The organism is Streptomyces sp. CLV115 (assembly GCF_038448545.1).
Lineage (GTDB): Bacteria > Actinomycetota > Actinomycetes > Streptomycetales > Streptomycetaceae > Streptomyces > Streptomyces sanglieri.
On sequence record NZ_JBCEWQ010000013.1, the window covers coordinates 74,916 to 93,247 of the forward strand.

General features: G+C 72.0%; 11 protein-coding genes. 8 read left to right on the forward strand and 3 right to left on the reverse strand.

Features of this window, described 5'->3' with window-relative positions; genetic code table 11:
• Positions 1–39: 39 nt before the first annotated feature.
• Complete coding sequence (locus AADR41_RS07610; protein WP_342280592.1) at positions 40–3,951, forward strand: AAA family ATPase; 3,912 nt, start codon at positions 40–42, stop codon at positions 3,949–3,951.
• A 119-nt stretch (positions 3,952–4,070) separates the two neighbouring features.
• A complete protein-coding gene (locus tag AADR41_RS07615; protein WP_342280593.1) occupies positions 4,071–5,489 on the forward strand; it encodes a sugar porter family MFS transporter in 1,419 nt (472 codons plus the stop codon).
• 22 nt (positions 5,490–5,511) lie between these two features.
• Here the strand turns inward: AADR41_RS07615 and AADR41_RS07620 are convergent, their stop codons facing one another.
• Both AADR41_RS07620 and AADR41_RS07625 read right to left on the reverse strand, forming a co-directional pair.
• Entirely contained in the window at positions 5,512–6,477 is a 966-nt protein-coding gene (locus AADR41_RS07620) for an LLM class flavin-dependent oxidoreductase (protein WP_342280594.1), read from the reverse strand.
• Positions 6,478–6,534: 57 nt separating this feature from the next.
• Positions 6,535–7,950: a purine-cytosine permease family protein gene (locus AADR41_RS07625; protein WP_342280595.1), complete on the reverse strand. Its 1,416-nt coding sequence runs from the start codon at positions 7,948–7,950 to the stop codon at positions 6,535–6,537.
• A 109-nt stretch (positions 7,951–8,059) separates the two neighbouring features.
• Here AADR41_RS07625 and ftsY point away from each other — a divergent pair, with 109 nt between their 5' ends.
• Positions 8,060–9,265: a signal recognition particle-docking protein FtsY gene (gene ftsY, locus AADR41_RS07630; RefSeq protein WP_342280596.1), complete on the forward strand. Its 1,206-nt coding sequence runs from the start codon at positions 8,060–8,062 to the stop codon at positions 9,263–9,265.
• Positions 9,266–9,384: 119 nt separating this feature from the next.
• Here the strand turns inward: ftsY and AADR41_RS07635 are convergent, their stop codons facing one another.
• Positions 9,385–10,044: a bifunctional DNA primase/polymerase gene (locus AADR41_RS07635; protein ID WP_342280597.1), complete on the reverse strand. Its 660-nt coding sequence runs from the start codon at positions 10,042–10,044 to the stop codon at positions 9,385–9,387.
• Between the two features lie 424 nt (positions 10,045–10,468).
• On the opposite strand from AADR41_RS07635, the gene nsdA reads away from it, so the two are divergent.
• The 5 genes from nsdA (at position 10,469) to ffh (ending at position 18,270) form a co-directional block, all read left to right on the forward strand.
• Entirely contained in the window at positions 10,469–11,941 is a 1,473-nt protein-coding gene (gene nsdA / locus AADR41_RS07640) for a transcriptional repressor NsdA (RefSeq protein WP_342280598.1), read from the forward strand.
• Between the two features lie 368 nt (positions 11,942–12,309).
• A complete protein-coding gene (locus AADR41_RS07645) occupies positions 12,310–13,662 on the forward strand; it encodes an ammonium transporter (RefSeq protein WP_342280599.1) in 1,353 nt (450 codons plus the stop codon).
• Entirely contained in the window at positions 13,659–13,997 is a 339-nt protein-coding gene (locus AADR41_RS07650) for a P-II family nitrogen regulator (RefSeq protein ID WP_266924282.1), read from the forward strand. Before AADR41_RS07645 ends, AADR41_RS07650 begins: the two co-directional genes overlap by 4 nt.
• Positions 13,998–14,141: 144 nt before the next feature.
• Positions 14,142–16,595, forward strand: a complete 2,454-nt coding sequence (locus AADR41_RS07655; RefSeq protein ID WP_342280600.1) for a [protein-PII] uridylyltransferase — start codon at positions 14,142–14,144, stop codon at positions 16,593–16,595.
• 127 nt (positions 16,596–16,722) lie between these two features.
• Positions 16,723–18,270 (forward strand): signal recognition particle protein, encoded by a 1,548-nt coding sequence (gene ffh / locus AADR41_RS07660; RefSeq protein ID WP_342280601.1) that lies wholly within the window; start codon positions 16,723–16,725, stop codon positions 18,268–18,270.
• Positions 18,271–18,332 lie beyond the last annotated feature (62 nt).

Here is an 18,332-nt window from a genome sequence, read left to right on the forward strand (position 1 = left end):
CATCAGCGAAACCGAGAGCGAAAGGTAGAGTCCGGCGGCGTGCACCTCAAGGCCCTGACCCTGCGTGGTTTCAAATCGTTCGCCTCCGCCACGACGCTGCGGTTCGAACCCGGCATCACCTGTGTCGTCGGCCCCAATGGGTCCGGCAAGTCCAATGTGGTGGACGCGCTCTCCTGGGTCATGGGGGAACAGGGCGCCAAATCCCTGCGCGGCGGGAAGATGGAGGACGTCATCTTCGCCGGCACCACCGGGCGTCCGCCGCTCGGCAGGGCCGAAGTGTCGCTGACCATCGACAATTCCGACGGCGCACTGCCCATCGAGTACGCCGAAGTGACGATCACTCGGATCATGTTCCGCAATGGCGGCAGCGAGTACCAGATCAATGGCGACACCTGCCGGCTCCTGGACATCCAGGAACTCCTCTCGGACTCCGGCATCGGCCGCGAGATGCACGTCATCGTCGGCCAGGGCCAGCTGGACTCCGTGCTCCACGCCGACCCGATGGGCCGCCGCGCCTTCATCGAGGAAGCCGCGGGTGTGCTCAAGCACCGCAAGCGCAAGGAGAAGGCGCTGCGGAAGCTGGACGCGATGGGCGCCAACCTCGCCCGCGTACAGGACCTCACCGACGAACTGCGGCGGCAGCTGAAACCGCTCGGCCGGCAGGCCGCCGTGGCGCGCCGGGCCGCCGTCATCCAGGCCGATCTGCGCGATGCCAAGCTGCGGCTGCTCGCCGACGACCTGGTGCGGCTGCGCACGGCGCTGCGCAGCGAGATCGCCGACGAGGCGGCGCTCAAGCAGCGCCGGGAGGCCGCGGAGGCGGAACTCGGGGCGGCCCTGGCCCGTGAGGCGGAGCTGGAGGGCGAGGTACGGCGGCTGACGCCGCGGCTCCAGCGGGCCCAGCAGACCTGGCACGAGCTGTCCCAGCTGGCCGAGCGGGTGCGCGGCACGATCTCGCTGGCAGGCGCCCGGGTGAAGAGCGCCTCGGCCCCTGTGGAGGAGGAACGGCGCGGGCGCGACCCCGAGGACATGGAGCGGGAGGCGGCCCGGATCCGCGAACAGGAGGCGGAGCTGACGGCCGCGCTGGAGGCGGCGGAACACGCGCTGGAGGACACCGCGGCCCACCGCGCCGAGCTGGAACGGGAGTTGGCGGCCGAGGAACGCAGGCTCAAGGACGCCGCCCGCGCCATCGCGGACCGCCGAGAGGGACTCGCCCGGTTGACCGGCCAGGTCAACGCGGCCCGCAGCCGCGCCGGTTCGGCCCAGGCCGAGATCGACCGGCTGGCCGCCTCCCGGGACGAGGCGCAGGAGCGGGCGGTCGCCGCCCAGGAGGAGTACGAGCAGCTCAAGGCCGAGGTCGAGGGCCTGGACGCCGGTGATCAGGAGCTCGGTGAGCAGCACGACGCCGCCAGGCAGGCACTCGCCGAGGCGGAGGCGGCGCACTCCGCGGCCCGGGAGGCGGCCACCGCCGCGGAACGGAAGCGGGCGGCGGTGGCCGCCCGCCACGAGGCGCTGGCCCTCGGCCTGCGCCGCAAGGACGGCACGGGCGCGCTGCTGGGGGCGCAGGACCGGCTGTCGGGGCTGCTCGGTCCGGCGGCGGAGCTCCTGACGGTGACGCCGGGGCACGAGGTGGCGGTGGCGGCGGCGCTGGGCGCGGCGGCGGACGCGGTCGCGGTGACGGACCCGGCCACGGCGGCGGAAGCGATCCGGCTGCTGCGCAAGCAGGACGCGGGGCGGGCCGCGCTGCTGCTGGGCGGGGTGCGCGCCGGGGTCCCTGATCAGGGGGGTGCCCCTGGTGACGGCGACGCTGGTGGGGCGGCTGGGGTCGGTGGTGCCGGCGAATTTGGTGGTGCCTGCGGTGTCGGCGGTGTCGGCGGTGCGGACGACTCCGGTGGTACCAGTGCTGCGGGTGGTGCCGGTGGTCTTGGCGGTGCTGGTGGTTCTGGCGCCGGCTCTGGCGCCGGCGGTGGTGCTGGCGGTGCCGGTGGTCCTGATGGTGCCAGTGGTTCTGGCGCCGGCGCTGTCGGCGGTGCCGGTGGTTTTGGCGGTTCCGGTGGGGCTGCTGTTGTGCATGTGCCTGGGCAGGTGCAGGGGCCCGGTGGGGTGGACGGGGCACCCCTCGGAGCTCAGGTCGCGACCGTTGCCGTGGGCGGGGCGCCCGCCGTGGCCGACCTTGTCCGAGGGCCCGTCGAACTGATGGGCGCCGTGCGCAGGCTGGTGCGGGACATGGTGGTGGTCGGCACCCTGGAGGACGCCGAGGACCTCGTCGCCGTACACCCGGAACTGACGGCCGTGACGGCCGAGGGGGACATCCTCTCGGCGCACTTCGCGCACGGCGGTTCCGCCGGGGCGCCGAGCCTGCTCGAAGTGCAGGCCTCGGTCGACGAGGCGGCGGCCCAGCTGGAGGAACTGGCCGTGCGGTGCGCCGAACTGACCGAGGCGCAGCGGATCGCGGGGGAGCGGCGCCGGGCCGGTGCCGCGCTGGTCGAGGAGCTGGGGGAGCGGCGCCGGGCCGCCGAGCGGGAGAAGTCCGGGGTGTCCCAGCAGCTGGGGCGGCTGGCCGGGCAGGCCCGTGGTGCGGCGGGCGAGGCCGAGCGGATGACCGCGTCGGCCGCCCGTGCCCAGGAGGCGCTGGAGCGGGCGACGGAGGAGGCCGAGGAGCTGGCCGAGCGGCTGCTCGTCGCCGAGGAGATGCCGGTAGAGGAGGAGCCGGACACCTCCGTACGGGACCGGCTCGCCGCCGACGGTGCCAACGCCCGCCAGACCGAGATGGAGGCCCGTCTCCAGGCACGTACCCACGAGGAGCGGGTCAAGGCGCTGGCCGGCCGTGCCGACTCCCTCGACCGGAGCGCCCGCGCCGAGCGGGAGGCCCGTGCCCGCGCCGAGCGGCGCCGGGCCCGGCTGCGGCACGAGGCGGCCGTCGCCTCCGCCGTCGAGTCCGGCGCCCGTCAGCTGCTCGCGCACGTCGAGGTGTCCGTCGTACGGGCCGGGCAGGAGCGCCTCGTGGCCGAGGCGGCCAAGGCGGAGCGGGAGCGGGAGCTGGCGGCCGAGCGCGGCCGGGGCCGCGACCTCAAGGGCGAGCTGGACAAGCTCACCGACTCCGTCCACCGCGGCGAGGTGCTCGGCGCCGAGAAGCGGCTGCGGATAGAGCAACTGGAGGCGAAGGCGCTGGAGGAGCTGGGCGTCGAGCCGGCCGGGCTGGCCGCCGAGTACGGCCCCGACCAGCTCGTACCGCCGTCGCCCGCCGCCGAGGGGGAGGAACTGCCGCAGGACCCGGAGCATCCGCGCAACCGGCCGAAGCCGTTCGACCGGGCCGAGCAGGAGAAGCGGCTGAAGTCGGCCGAACGGGCGTACCAGCAACTCGGGAAGGTGAATCCGCTCGCCCTTGAGGAGTTCTCGGCGCTGGAGGACCGGCACAAGTTCCTCTCCGAGCAGCTCGAAGACCTCAAGAAGACCCGGGCCGATCTGATACAGGTCATCAAGGAGGTCGACGAGCGGGTCGAGCAGGTGTTCACGGAGGCGTACCGGGACACGGCCCGCGAGTTCGAGGGCGTCTTCTCACGGCTCTTCCCGGGCGGCGAGGGCCGGCTCGTCCTGACCGACCCGGACAACATGCTCGCCACCGGTGTGGACGTCGAGGCGAGGCCGCCCGGCAAGAAGGTCAAGCGCCTCTCGCTGCTGTCCGGCGGCGAGCGCTCGCTCACGGCGGTGGCGTTGCTGGTCTCCATCTTCAAGGCCCGGCCGAGCCCGTTCTATGTGATGGACGAGGTCGAGGCGGCGCTCGACGACACCAACCTCCAGCGGCTGATCCGGATCATGGAGGAGCTCCAGGAGAGCTCGCAGCTCATCGTGATCACGCACCAGAAGCGGACGATGGAGGTCGCCGACGCGCTGTACGGCGTCTCGATGCAGGGCGACGGCGTCTCGAAGGTGATCAGCCAGCGGCTGCGCTGAGCCCTGCTCACCGAGTGCTCCCCGGGCCGGTCCACTCAAGTGGTGGCAGCCGGGAAGTTGTGTGCCACTTGGAAGGGTCCGTCCCCACCTGACGACGCGGCCAGGCATCAGGAGTTCATGTGACCAGCACCTCGCAGGGACCGGCGTCCGGAGCCCGAGCGGCCCATCCGGACCACCTCGGCCATGTCATCTTCATCACCGCGGCCGCTGCGATGGGCGGCTTCCTGTTCGGCTACGACAGCTCCGTCATCAACGGCGCCGTCGAGGCGATCCGCAGCCGCTACGACATCGGCTCGGGAACACTCGCCCAGGTCATCGCCATCGCCCTGATCGGCTGTGCGATCGGTGCGGCCACCGCGGGGCGCATCGCCGACCGCATCGGCCGGATCCGCTGCATGCAGATCGCGTCCGTGCTCTTCAGCATCAGCGCCGTCGGCTCCGCGCTCCCGTTCGCCCTCTGGGACCTGGCGATGTGGCGCATCATCGGCGGCTTCGCCATCGGCATGGCCTCGGTGATCGGCCCGGCGTACATCGCGGAGGTCTCGCCGCCCGCCTACCGGGGCCGGCTCGGCTCCTTCCAGCAGGCGGCGATCGTCGTCGGCATCGCCATCTCCCAGCTGGTCAACTACGGCATTCTGCAACTGGCCGACGGTGACCAGCGCGGCAGGATCGGCGGGCTGGAAGCCTGGCAGTGGATGCTCGGCGTCATGGTCGTCCCGGCCCTGCTGTACGGGCTGCTGTCCCTCGCGATCCCCGAGTCCCCGCGGTTCCTGATCTCGGTCGGCAAGAAGGACCGGGCCCGGAAGATCCTGGAGGAGGTCGAGGGCAAGAACGTCGACCTCGACGCCCGGGTGAACGAGATCGAGACCGCCATGCACCGCGAGCACAAGTCCAGGTTCACGGACCTGCTCGGCAGCCGCTTCGGCTTCCTGCCGATCGTCTGGGTCGGCATCGGTCTCTCGGTCTTCCAGCAACTCGTCGGCATCAACGTGGCGTTCTACTACTCGGCGACACTCTGGCAGTCCGTCGGCATCGATCCGACCGACTCGTTCTTCTACTCGTTCACCACCTCCATCATCAACATCATCGGTACGGTCATCGCGATGGTGCTGGTGGACCGGGTGGGCCGCAGGCCGCTCGCGCTGGCGGGCTCCACCGGCATGGCCGTCGCCCTGGCCTGCGAGGCCTGGGCCTTCTCCGCCGATCTGGTAGACGGCAAACTGCCCAGCCCCCAGGGCGCGGTGGCGCTGATCGCGGCCCATGTGTTCGTGCTCTTCTTCGCCCTGTCGTGGGGTGTCGTCGTCTGGGTCTTCCTCGGCGAGATGTTCCCCAACAAGATCCGCGCCGCCGCGCTGGGCGTCGCCGCGTCCGCGCAGTGGATCGCCAACTGGGCGATCACCGCGAGCTTCCCGAGCCTGGCCGACTGGAACCTGTCGGGCACGTACATCATCTACGCCTGCTTCGCCACGCTCTCGATCCCCTTCGTGCTCAAGTTCGTGAAGGAGACCAAGGGCAAGGCGCTGGAGGAGATGGGCTGACCCCGGGCCCTGCCGTCCGGGGTCAGCGCGCGATCGCGTCGCAGAACAGCCGCAGACTGCGCCACCCCTCCTCGACCGGCATCCCGCCGCACAGCGGATGCAGCACCAGGCTGTCCAGCTCCGCGGCCGACGCGGCGCACTCGTCGGGCGTGACGACCCGGTAGACCCCCTCGGCCCGCAGCTCCGTCACCGTCGTCGCCGACGAACGCACGGCGGAGCGGATGTCCTTGGACTGCCAGGAGGCATACGTACGCGCCTCGTGCAGGAAGTACTCGCCGTACTCGGCCCAGGTCCGGTCCGGGTCCTCGGACACATGCAGCAGCGGTGTCTCGGCGGCGGGCATCATGCAGAAGCCGTCTGTCCCGAACCCGGCGCGCAGCTCCTGGTAGTACGCCTCGATCTCCGGCAGATGCGCGCTCGGGAAGAACGGCAGTCCGAGCCGGGCCGCCCGCCGAGCCGCCGCCCGCGAACTGCCGCCCACCAGCAGCAGCGGATGCGGCCGGGTGTACGGACGCGGCGTGACCCTGACCGTACGGCCCCGGTACGGGAAGGGCTCGCCGGTCCAGGCCAGCAGCAGCGTCTCCAGCAGCTCGTCCTGGAGCCTGCCGCGCCTGCCCCATTCGACCCCCGCCCGTTCGTACTCCTCGGGCCGGTAGCCGATCCCCGCCACCGTGACCAGCCGGCCGGCGCCGAGCAGGTCCAGTACCGCGATGTCCTCGGCCAGCCGCAGCGGGTCGTGCAGCGGGCCGATGATCGCCGAGACGGTGACCGCGATCCGGCGGGTGGCGCCGAAGACCGAACCGGCGAAGACGAAGGGCGAGGGCAGCCAGGAGTTGGCGGCACCGTGGTGCTCCTCGGTCTGCACGGTGTCGACGGCGTGCTCGTCGGCGTACGCGGCCATCTCCAGCGCGGCGCGGTAGCGGGCCGAGAGCGACTCGGGGGTGGCATCGGGATCGACCAGATTGAACCGGACCACAGTGAAGGCCATGAGACTTGTCCCCATCGTCGGCGGGCACGGCGAGGCGGGACAGTAGCTGACGCAGCGTCAGAAGTGTAGGGGTGTGCCGCCGTCCGGTCCGTCGCGTTCGCGCCCGGCCCGTCCGGCGTGGCGCGGCAGGACCGCGTACAGGGTGGCGGAGACGGTGATGGTGGCCGCCCAGCCCAGCCCCTGGCGCCCGATCCAGGTGGTGGCGAGCGGCCCCTGGAACCACCGCACGCCGGTGAAGAGCAGGCCCGTCACCAGCCCCGTCGCCCATGCGGCCACGGCCGGCACGGCGAAGCCCCCGGTGTACCAGTAGGCGCCGGCCGGCGTGGTGTCCAGGAGTGCCGCGGGATCGTACGTACGGCCCCGCAGCAGATCCACGCCGAAGACCCCGATCCATGCGGAGAACGTCACGGCGAGCAGCGTCAGGAAGGAGACGAAGGAGTCCAGGAAGCCCGTGGCCGTGAGCATCAGGGTCGCGCCCAGGAGCAGGCTGATGGCGGCGTTCACGCCGACCGCCCAGGTGCGGGGAATCGTGAATCCCAGCGTCTGCGCGGTGAATCCGGCCGAGTACAGCGACATCGCGTTGATCAGCACCATGCCGACCACGGCGAACAGGAGATACGGCACCGAGAGCCAGCCGGGCAGCAGTGGGCCGATGAACGCGACCGGGTCGCGGGTGACGGCCAGACCCGGCTCGGCGACCGCCATCACGGCCCCCATCAGCACCATCGGTACGTACACGATCCCGGCGCCGCCCACGGTCGCCCCGATCATCGCCCGGCCGGACGCCGTGTGCGGCAGATAGCGGGCGAAGTCGGGGCCGGACGGGGCCCAGCTGAGACCGCCCGCCGCCAGGGTGCCGACCCCGGCGATCATCATCGTCACCGGTCCGGCCGGCCGGCCCAGTACCTCCCGCCAGTCGGTCGCGCCGATCAGATGGACCAGTACGAGCACGCTGACGCCACCGAAGAGGTACGCCGACCAGGTGCAGCACACCCGCAGCGCACCCAGGCCCAGTCCCGACACCAGGCAGCTGGAGCCCACGAAGGCGAGCAGTGTCACCAGGGTCAGCCGGTCGCTGCCCGTGACGCCGAGGAGCAGATCCAGCACGGCGAGCACCGCGTAGGTGCCGGTGACCGCGTTCACGGTCTCCCAGCCCCAGCGGGCGACCCAGGTCAGCGCACCGGGCAGCAGATTGCCGCGCTGGCCGAAGACGGCCCGGGAGAGCGCCATGCCGGGAGCCCCGCCCCGTCTGCCCGCGATCGAGACCACGCCGACCAGCCCGAAGCCGATCACCGAGGCCGTGAGCGCGACCGCGAGCACCTGCCAGAGATTGAGCCCGTTGAAGACGATGAGCCCGGCGCCGACGGTGAGCAGGAGCACGGTCAGGTTCGCGCCGACCCAGGTGGGGAAGAGGGTCCGGACCCGGCCGGTGCGTTCGTTGTCGGGGACGGGATCAAGACCGCGGGTCTCCACAGGCAGGATCGTACCTTTACCGCCAAAAGGTGCATAACGGCCGGGGGGAAACTCGGCGGTTCCTTCGGGACGGCCCCCGCGGGCGGACGTGACTGATACTGGGTGGGTTATGGAATTCGTCATCCTTGCTGTAGTCATCGCCCTGGTCGCGGTCGGCGTGATCAGCGGGCTCGTGGTCAGCAGCCGCAAGAAGAAGCAGCTGCCCCCGGCACCGTCGAGCACGCCGACCATCACTCCTCCCGCCGAGCCCCATGTCGGCGAGGAAGCCGAGACGCCGCGCGAGGAACCGCGCCGCACCATCGAGGAGGTCGGCCCTCCCGAGGCCCCCGCCGAGGAGGTCCCCGAGGCCGTCGAGGCGGAGGCGCCGGCCGCCCCAGCCCTCGAAGTGCCCGAGCCCACCGCCGGCCGTCTGGTACGGCTGCGCGCCCGGCTCGCCCGCTCGCAGAACTCCCTCGGCAAGGGGCTGCTCACGCTCCTGTCCCGCGACAACCTCGACGAGGACACCTGGGAGGAGATCGAGGACACCCTCCTCACCGCCGACGTCGGCGTCGCGCCCACCCAGGAACTGGTGGAGCGGCTCCGCGAGCGCGTCCGCGTGCTCGGCACCCGTACCCCCGAGGGGCTGCGCGCGCTGCTGCGCGAGGAGCTCCTCAATCTGCTCGGCACCGACTTCGACCGCGCGGTCAAGACGGAGAGCGGCCTCGACACCCCCGGCGTCGTGATGGTCGTCGGCGTCAACGGAACCGGCAAGACCACCACCACCGGCAAGCTGGCCCGGGTGCTCGTCGCCGACGGCCGCAGCGTCGTGCTCGGCGCGGCCGACACCTTCCGGGCGGCCGCCGCCGACCAGCTCCAGACGTGGGGCGAGCGCGTCGGTGCCCGCACCGTACGCGGGCCCGAGGGCGGCGACCCCGCCTCGATCGCCTTCGACGCGGTGAAGGAGGGCATCGCCGAGGGCGCCGATGTGGTCCTCATCGACACCGCCGGACGGCTGCACACGAAGACCGGGCTGATGGACGAGCTCGGCAAGGTCAAGCGGGTCGTCGAGAAGCACGGTCCGCTCGACGAGGTGCTGCTCGTCCTCGACGCCACCACCGGGCAGAACGGCCTGGTGCAGGCCCGGGTGTTCGCCGAGGTCGTGGACATCACCGGCATCGTGCTCACCAAGCTGGACGGCACCGCCAAGGGCGGCATCGTCGTCGCCGTCCAGCGCGAGCTGGGCGTGCCGGTGAAGCTCGTCGGTCTCGGCGAGGGACCGGACGACCTGGCCCCGTTCGAGCCGGAGGCGTTCGTGGACGCCCTGATCGGGGACTGACCCCCGTACGCCGTACACGAGGAGCCCGGCCGTGCTGCACAGCAGCGGCCGGGCTCCTCGGCGTCAGGGGGTGTCCCAGGGGTTGGGGCCGGGCCCGGCCCGCTTGTCCGGCAGCGGGATCAGCCGCAGAGCGGTGCGCGATGGCAGCTGTACGCCAGCGTGCCCAGCAGCAGCCGGGCCTGCGGCGGCGCGGTCGCCGTGTCCAGCTCCGGCGGGCGCAGCCACCGGACCGGGCCCAGACCGCCCTCGTCGGACGGCGGGGCGGTGATGTGGCAGCCGGGCCCCATCGCCCGCAGGTCCAGCCCCGCGTCGTCCCAGCCCATCCGGTACAGCAGTTGCGGGAGCTCGGCGGCGGCGCCCGGGGCCACGAAGAACTGCGCCCGCCCGCCCGGGGTCACCGCGACCGGGCCGAGCGGCAGCCCCATCCGCTCCATCCGCACCAGGGCCCGGCGCCCGGCCGCCTCGGCGACATCGAGGACGTCGAAGGTGCGCCCGACCGGCAGCAGCATCGAGGCGCCCGGTGTCCGGGCCCAGGCGTCGGCGGCCGCGTCGAGCGTGGCGCCGGCGGGGACCTCGGGGGCGAAGTCCAGCGGATGGGCGCCGGGGGAGGGGCAGCCCGGCTGCCCGCAGGAGCAGCGCCCGGCCGCTGCCCGGGCACCCGGCGCGACGGCCCAGCCCCACAGTCCCGTGCACTCGGCCACCGCCGTGTACTCGGCCGCACGGCCGCGGCGCCGTGAGCCGGTGCGCATCTCGCGGATGCCGCCGATCGTGAAGCCCATGCCCCCTCCAACGGGTCCGACTCGCCGGTGGTTACGACGCGGACTGGAGTCGTGACGCCCCGTCGCCGTCGGTGATCCGGAGTGCGCCGGTGGTATTCGGGGTTGTGCGCCTTTTTTCGCGCGCCCCGTTGCGCATCGCTGCGCCCCTTGTGGATCGCCGTGTGTCAAGTGAATCGCGTCCGACAGGGGTGGCGTTCATTCGAAGGGGTGGCGAATGGTGGCGTTTCTGTAAGCGCCCTCGCCCGGGGGGTGATCGTAGGATTACCGTCGGTACACGAACCATGGAAGTATGTGCGCCCGTGGGTATGCCGGAGGCAACCCGATTTCACGTTTGATGGTGCGCGACCTCCGCATGGGCGGCATCGGCTCAGGGCATTCTGGTAATGGTTCGCGCGACAGGTATTCGGCGGATGGGGGCGTTCCAGTGAGTGGCAGCGGCGCAGGCGATTCGAATGCCGGCAAGCGCCCCAACGGGCAATTGAGCTCATGGTTCGTGCGAAGCGGCTGGTCGAAGGGCGAGCTGGCCCGCCAGGTCAACCGCCGGGCGCGGCAGATGGGCGCCCACCACATCAGCACCGACACCTCCCGGGTGCGGCGCTGGCTCGACGGCGAGCAGCCGCGCGAGCCGATCCCGCGCATCCTCTCCGAGCTCTTCTCGGAGCGGTTCGGCTCGGTCGTCGCCATCGAGGACCTCGGACTGCGCTCCGCGCACCAGTCGCCGTCCGTGTCCGGCGTCGACCTGCCCTGGGCGGGCCCGCAGACCGTCGCCCTGCTCAGCGAGTTCTCCCGCAGCGACCTGATGCTCGCCCGCCGGGGATTCCTCGGCTCCTCGCTCGCCCTGGCCGCCGGACCCTCGCTCATCGAGCCCATGCAGCGCTGGCTGGTCCCCGTCTCCGCCGCCGGCCCCGCCGAGCCGGACCCGGCGACGGCCCGCCGCCCCTCCAGACTCTCCGGCCCCGAGCTCGATCTGCTGGAGTCCACCACCGCGATGTTCCGCCAGTGGGACGCGCAGTGCGGGGGCGGACTGCGCCGCAAGGCCGTCGTCGGACAGCTCCACGAGGTCACCGACCTGCTCCAGGAACCGCAGCCGGAGGCCACCGCCAAGCGGCTCTTCCGGTGCGCCGCCGAGCTGGCCGAGCTGGCCGGCTGGATGAGCTACGACGTCGGCCTCCAGCCCACCGCGCAGAAGTACTTCGTCCTCGCGCTGCACGCCTCCAAGGAGGCCGGTGACAAACCGCTGGGCTCGTACGTCCTGTCCAGCATGAGCCGTCAGATGATCCACCTCGGACGGCCCGACGACGCCCTCGAACTGATCCACCTCGCGCAGTACGGCAGCCGGGACTGCGCCACCCCGCGCACCCAGGCCATGCTGTATGCGATGGAGGCCCGCGCGTACGCCAACATGGGCCAGCCCAGCAAGTGCAAACGAGCCGTCCGGATGGCCGAGGACACCTTCCTCGACGTGGGCATCGACGGCGAGCCCGAGCCCGACTGGATCCGCTTCTTCTCGGAGGCCGAGCTCAACGGCGAGAACTCCCACTCCTACCGCGATCTCGCCTATGTGGCGGGCCGCAGCCCCACGTACGCCTCGCTCGCCGAGCCCCTGATGGAGAAGGCCGTCCAGCTCTTCGGCGACGACGACGAGCACCAGCGCTCCTACGCGCTCAACCTGATCGGTCTCGCCACCGTCCACCTCCTCAAGCGCGAGCCCGAACAGTCCACGGTGCTGGCCCAGAAGGCCCTGCGCGTCGCCAGGAAGATCCGCTCCGAGCGCGTTAACACCCGGCTCCGCAAGACCGTCGACACCGCCGCCAGGGACTTCGGGGACATCCCCGATGTCGCCGAGCTCACCGACCTCCTCACCGAGCAGCTGCCGGAGACCGCCGAAGCGGTCTGAGCAGCACCCCGGCCCCGGCCACGGCGACCGCCCCGCACAGACCGACTTCGGCTCCCCCGATTGCCAGGTCAGCGGGTGGTCGGCGTGGCCGGTTCGCGTTGCCGTGCCCGTGCGGGAGAGTCGTAACCGCACCGTATGCGGCCCCCGCTGCGGGACGGGCCCGACGCCGGTCCCGCCACCGCCGGTTCATGGCGACGTAACACACCGGACCTCTTCGTCACCACGGTGAAACACCGTGCGGCATCGGCGGAAACCGCACCGGGCGAGTCTCTAGCCCATAACCGGCCCGCACCTTTTCCCCAGTGGTCCCGCACGTGGTGCCGCTCTTGTCGCCCGCACGCGGCCGCACCGACGACGAGGAGACGCCGATGCCCCCAGGCATCACGACGCTTGCCGCAGACACCCCGACACTGTCTGCCGCCAACACCGGGTTCATGCTGATCTGCTCCGCCCTGGTGATGCTGATGACCCCGGCCCTGGCCTTCTTCTACGGAGGCATGGTCCGGGTCAAGAGCACCCTCAACATGCTGATGATGAGTTTCATCAGCCTCGGGATCGTCACCGTCCTGTGGGTGCTCTTCGGGTTCAGCCTCGCCTTCGGCACCGACCTGGGCTCCGTCGTCGGCTGGAGCTCGGACTACCTCGGGCTCAGCGGGATCGGCGTCACCCAGCTCTGGGACGGCTACACGATCCCGGTCTACGTGTTCGCCGTGTTCCAGCTGATGTTCGCCGTGCTCACCCCGGCCCTGATCAGCGGCGCCCTCGCCGACCGGGTCAAATTCACCTCGTGGGCCCTGTTCATCACGCTCTGGGTCACCGTCGTCTACTTCCCCGTCGCCCACTGGGTCTGGGGCGCGGGCGGCTGGCTGTTCGAGATGGGCGTCATCGACTTCGCGGGCGGCACGGCCGTCCACATCAACGCGGGTGCGGCGGCACTCGGAGTGATCCTCGTCATCGGTAGGCGCGTCGGCTTCAAGAAGGACCCGATGCGGCCGCACAGCCTGCCGCTGGTCATGCTCGGCGCCGGGCTGCTCTGGTTCGGCTGGTTCGGCTTCAACGCCGGCTCGTGGCTCGGCAACGACGACGGTGTCGGCGCGGTGATGTTCGTCAACACCCAGGTCGCCACCGCCGCCGCGATGCTCGCCTGGCTCGGCTACGAGAAGCTCCGCCACGGCTCCTTCACCACCCTCGGCGCCGCCTCCGGCGCGGTCGCCGGGCTCGTCGCCATCACTCCGTCGGGTGGCGCGGTCAGCCCGCTCGGCGCCATCGCGGTCGGCGCGATCGCCGGTGTGCTCTGCGCCATGGCCGTCGGGCTGAAGTACCGCTTCGGCTACGACGACTCCCTGGACGTGGTCGGCGTCCATCTCGTCGGCGGCATCGCCGGCTCCCTCCTCGTCGGCCTCTTCGCCACCGGCGGCGTCCAGTCCGACGCCAAGGGCCTCTTCTACGGCGGCGGCCTCGAACAGCTCGGCAAGCAGGCCGTCGGCGTCCTCGCCGTCCTCGCGTACTCTCTGGTCGTCTCCGCGATCCTGGCCTTCCTGCTGGACCGGACGATCGGGATGCGGGTTCCCGAGGACGACGAGATCTCCGGCATCGACCAGGTCGAACACGCCGAGACGGCGTACGACTTCAGCGGAGCGGGCGGCGGCACGGCCCCGCGCACCACGAGCCCCGCACCGGGCGGCTCGGCAGCAGCGAAGACGAAGAGGGTGGACGCATGAAGCTCATCACCGCGGTCGTGAAGCCACACCGGCTGGACGAGATCAAGGAGGCCCTCCAGGCCTTCGGCGTCCAGGGCCTCACGGTCACCGAGGCCAGCGGATACGGACGCCAGCGCGGCCACACCGAGGTCTACCGGGGCGCCGAGTACACCGTCGACCTCGTGCCCAAGATCCGGATCGAGGTCCTGGTCGAGGACGAGGACTCCGAACAGCTCATCGACGTCGTCGTGAAGGCCGCCCGCACCGGCAAGATCGGTGACGGCAAGGTCTGGAGCGTGCCGGTCGAGACCGCGGTCCGGGTACGCACGGGCGAACGCGGGCCGGACGCGCTCTGACCTCCTGGTCCCGAGATCTGCGGTTCCGCAGATCTGCGGTTCCGAAGACCCGACGGTCCCGAAGCACCGATGGCTCCGAAGACCCGCGGTCCCGAAGGCCGACGGTCCCGGAACACCGATGGTCCCGAAACGAAAGGCAGCCGGGTGACGAGCACCGAGACCACCACCGGATCCACAGACCCGGAACCCGGCGGCTACGCGGCGGCCCGGCTGCGCCTTCTCCAGGAGGAGGCGCGGTCCGGGCCGGCGCGCCGTGCGGCCCTCGCCTCGCTCACCGACGGCTGGCTCACCGCGCTGTTCACCACCGCGGCCGAGGAGACCGGCGTCCACGGCGCCGCCCTCGTCGCCGTCGGCGGCTACGGACGCGGGGAGCTCTCCCCGCGCAGCGATCTCGACCTGCTGCTCCTGCACGACGGGAACACCGACCCCGCGTCCGTCGCCGCCCTCGCCGACCGGGTCTGGTACCCCGTCTGGGACCTCGGCCTCGCCCTCGACCACTCGGTGCGCAGCCCCGCCGAGGCGCGCAGGACCGCGGCCGAGGACCTCAAGGTCCAGCTCGGACTGCTCGACGCCCGGCCCGTCGCCGGGGACCTCGGGCTCGTCGCCGCGATGCGCACCGCGATCCTCGCCGACTGGCGCAACCAGGCCCCCAAGCGCCTGCCCGCACTCCACGAACTCTGCCGCGAACGCGCCGAACGCCAGGGCGAGCTGCAGTTCCTCCTCGAACCCGACCTCAAGGAGGCGCGCGGCGGACTGCGGGACGCCACCGCACTGCGCGCCGTCGCCGCGTCCTGGGTCGCCGACGCCCCCCGCGAAGGGCTCGCCGACGCCCGCCGCGTCCTGTCCGACGCCCGGGACGCCCTCCACCTCACCACCGGCCGCGCCACCGACCGCCTCGCCCTCCAGGAACAGGACCAGGTCGCGGACGCCCTCGGACTCCTCGACGCGGACGCCCTGCTCCGCCAGGTCTACGAGGCCGCCCGCACCGTCTCGTACGCCACCGACGTCACCTGGCGCGAGGTCGACCGGGTCCTGCGCGCCCGGTCCGTGCGCCCCAGGCTGCGCGCGATCCTCGGCGGCGGCAGGGCGGCCGCCGAACGGACCCCGCTCGCCGAGGGCGTCGTCGAGGCCGACGGCGAAGTGGTCCTCGCCCGCACCGCCCGCCCCGAACGCGACCCCGTCCTGACGCTGCGTGCCGCCGCCGCGGCCGCCCAGTCCGAGCTCCCGCTCTCCCGCCACGTCGTACGCCGGCTCGCCACCGCCGCGCAGCCGCTGCCGGTGCCCTGGCCCGCCGAGGCCCGCGAGGAACTCGTCACCCTCCTCGGCGCCGGCGAGGCCACCGTCCCCGTCTGGGAGGCGCTCGAAGCCGAAGGGCTCATCACCCGGCTGCTCCCGGACTGGGAACGCGTCCGCTGCCGCCCCCAGCGCAACCCCGTCCACACCTGGACCGTCGACCGTCACCTCGTCGAAGCGGCCGTCCGGGCCGGCGCCCTCACCCGCCGCGTCGGCCGCCCCGATCTGCTCCTGGTCGCCGCGCTGCTGCACGACATCGGCAAGGGCTGGCCCGGCGACCACTCCGTGGCCGGTGAGGTCATCGCCCGGGACACGGCCGCCCGGATCGGCTTCGACCAGCACGACGTGGGCATCATCGCCACCCTCGTACGCCACCATCTGCTGCTCGTCGAGACCGCCACCCGGCGCGACCTCGACGACCCGGCGACCGTCCGCTCCGTCGCCACCGCCGTCGGCTCCGCCACCACCCTGGAACTCCTGCACGCGCTCACCGAGGCCGACGCGCTCGCCACCGGGCCCGCCGCCTGGTCCTCCTGGCGCGCCTCCCTGGTCGGCGACCTGGTGGGACGTGTAGCCGCCGAACTCGCCGGTCGGGCCCCCCAGGAACCGGAACCCGCCGCACCCGGCGCCGAACAGGAACGCCTCGCGATCGAGGCCCTGCGCACCGGCGGCCCGGTCCTCGCCCTGCGCGCCCAGGCCGGGGCCCCGGACGAGGACGGCGAACCGGAACCCGTCGGCGTCGAACTGCACATCGCCCTGCCCGACCGGCCCGGTGTGCTGCCCGCGGCGGCGGGCGTCCTCGCCCTGCACCGCCTCACCGTGCGCGCCGCCGACCTGCGCGCCGTGGAACTGCCCACCCAGCTGGGCGGCCCCGCGGACGTGCTGCTGCTCAGCTGGCGGGTCGCGGCCGAGTACGGCTCCCTGCCGCAGGCCGCCCGGCTCCGCGCCGACCTCGTACGCGCCCTGGACGGCTCCCTGGACATCCGGGCCCGGCTCGCCGAGCGCGAGGCCGCCTACCCGCGCCGCCGCGGGACGAAGGCCCCGCCGCCCAGGGTGACCGTCGCGGCGGCCGGCTCCCGGCTGGCGACGGTGATCGAGGTGCGGGCCCAGGACGCCCCGGGGCTGCTGCACCGGATCGGCCGGGCGCTGGAGCGGAGCGGGGTACGGGTGCGCAGCGCCCATGTGTCGACCCTGGGGGCGAACGCGGTGGACGCCTTCTACGTCACGGACACCGACGGGAAGCCGCTGCCCGGGGGGCGGGCGCTCGCGGTGGCGGACGCGGTGGAGACCGCGCTCCGGGCGTGACGCGGGAACCATGCGCGGGTGGCCCGCGCCCGGGATTTGCCGGGCAGGGGGTCATCGTTTCTGCCGAGCCGGATACCCTGGGGTACCGAATCCTGTTTGCCCCCGACCCTGAGGACCGACGAGCGCCGTGTTCGATACTCTCTCCGACCGCCTTGCCGCGACTTTCAAGAACCTCAGGGGCAAGGGCCGCTTGTCCGAGGCGGACATCGACGCCACGGCTCGCGAGATCCGTATCGCCCTGCTCGAAGCGGACGTCGCGCTGCCGGTCGTCCGCGCCTTCATCGCCAACGTCAAGGAGCGGGCGCGCGGCGCCGAGGTCTCCCAGGCGCTGAACCCGGCCCAGCAGGTCGTCAAGATCGTCAACGAGGAGCTCGTCTCCATCCTCGGCGGCGAGACCCGGCGGCTGCGGTTCGCCAAGACCGCGCCCACCGTGATCATGCTCGCCGGTCTCCAGGGTGCCGGTAAGACCACCCTCGCCGGAAAGCTCGGCCTCTGGCTCAAGGGCCAGGGCCACTCCCCGCTGCTCGTCGCCTGTGACCTCCAGCGCCCCAACGCCGTCAACCAGCTCAGCGTCGTCGCCGACCGCGCCGGTGTCGCGGTGTACGCGCCCGAACCGGGCAACGGCGTCGGCGACCCGGTCCAGGTCGCCAAGGACTCGATCGAGTTCGCCCGGTCCAAGCAGTACGACGTCGTCGTCGTCGACACCGCCGGCCGCCTCGGCATCGACCAGGAGCTGATGCAGCAGGCCGCGGACATCCGCGACGCCGTCAGCCCCGACGAGATCCTCTTCGTCGTCGACGCGATGATCGGCCAGGACGCGGTCAACACCGCCGAGGCCTTCCGTGACGGCGTCGGCTTCGACGGCGTGGTGCTCTCCAAGCTCGACGGCGACGCCCGCGGTGGTGCGGCGCTGTCGATCGCCCATGTCACGGGCAAGCAGATCATGTTCGCGTCGAACGGTGAGAAGCTCGACGAGTTCGACGCCTTCCACCCCGACCGGATGGCGTCCCGCATCCTCGACATGGGCGACCTGCTCACCCTGATCGAGCAGGCGGAGAAGACCTTCAGCCAGGAAGAGGCCGCCAAAATGGCCTCCAAGCTGGCGTCCAGCAAGGGCAAGGACTTCACGCTCGACGACTTCCTGGCCCAGATGGAGCAGGTCAGGAAGATGGGCTCCATCTCCAAGCTGCTCGGCATGCTGCCCGGCATGGGGCAGATCAAGGACCAGATCAACAACATCGACGAGCGCGACGTGGACCGCACCGCCGCGATCATCAAGTCGATGACCCCGAAGGAACGCGCCGAACCGACGATCATCAACGGCTCGCGCCGGGCCCGTATCGCCAAGGGTTCCGGTGTCGAGGTCAGCGCGGTGAAGAACCTGGTGGAGCGGTTCTTCGACGCGCGCAAGATGATGTCGAAGATGGCCCAGGGCGGTGGCATGCCGGGGATGCCCGGGATGCCGGGCATGGGTGGTGGCCCCGGCCGGCAGAAGAAGCAGGTCAAGCAGGCCAAGGGCAAGCGCAAGAGCGGTAACCCGATGAAGCGCAAGGCCGAGGAGCAGGCCGCTGCCGCCCGTCGTGAGCAGGCGGCGCAGGGCGGCGCGTTCGGTCTGCCCGCGCAGGACGACAAGAACTTCGAGCTGCCGGACGAGTTCAAGAAGTTCATGGGCTGAGCCCGGACCGGACGAACCCGGGCCGAGCCGGCCCGGGTTCGCCACGGCTGCCGTACACCGTC

Excerpts from the sequence above, each read along its gene's own strand:
- AADR41_RS07620 (WP_342280594.1), bottom strand. The coding sequence starts at position 6,477 with ATGGCCTTCACTGTGGTCCGGTTCAATCTGGTCGATCCCGATGCCACC.
- ftsY (WP_342280596.1), top strand. The coding sequence starts at position 8,060 with ATGGAATTCGTCATCCTTGCTGTAGTCATCGCCCTGGTCGCGGTCGGC.
- AADR41_RS07635 (WP_342280597.1), bottom strand. The coding sequence starts at position 10,044 with ATGGGCTTCACGATCGGCGGCATCCGCGAGATGCGCACCGGCTCACGG.
- AADR41_RS07645 (WP_342280599.1), top strand. The coding sequence starts at position 12,310 with ATGCCCCCAGGCATCACGACGCTTGCCGCAGACACCCCGACACTGTCT.
- AADR41_RS07650 (WP_266924282.1), top strand. The coding sequence starts at position 13,659 with ATGAAGCTCATCACCGCGGTCGTGAAGCCACACCGGCTGGACGAGATC.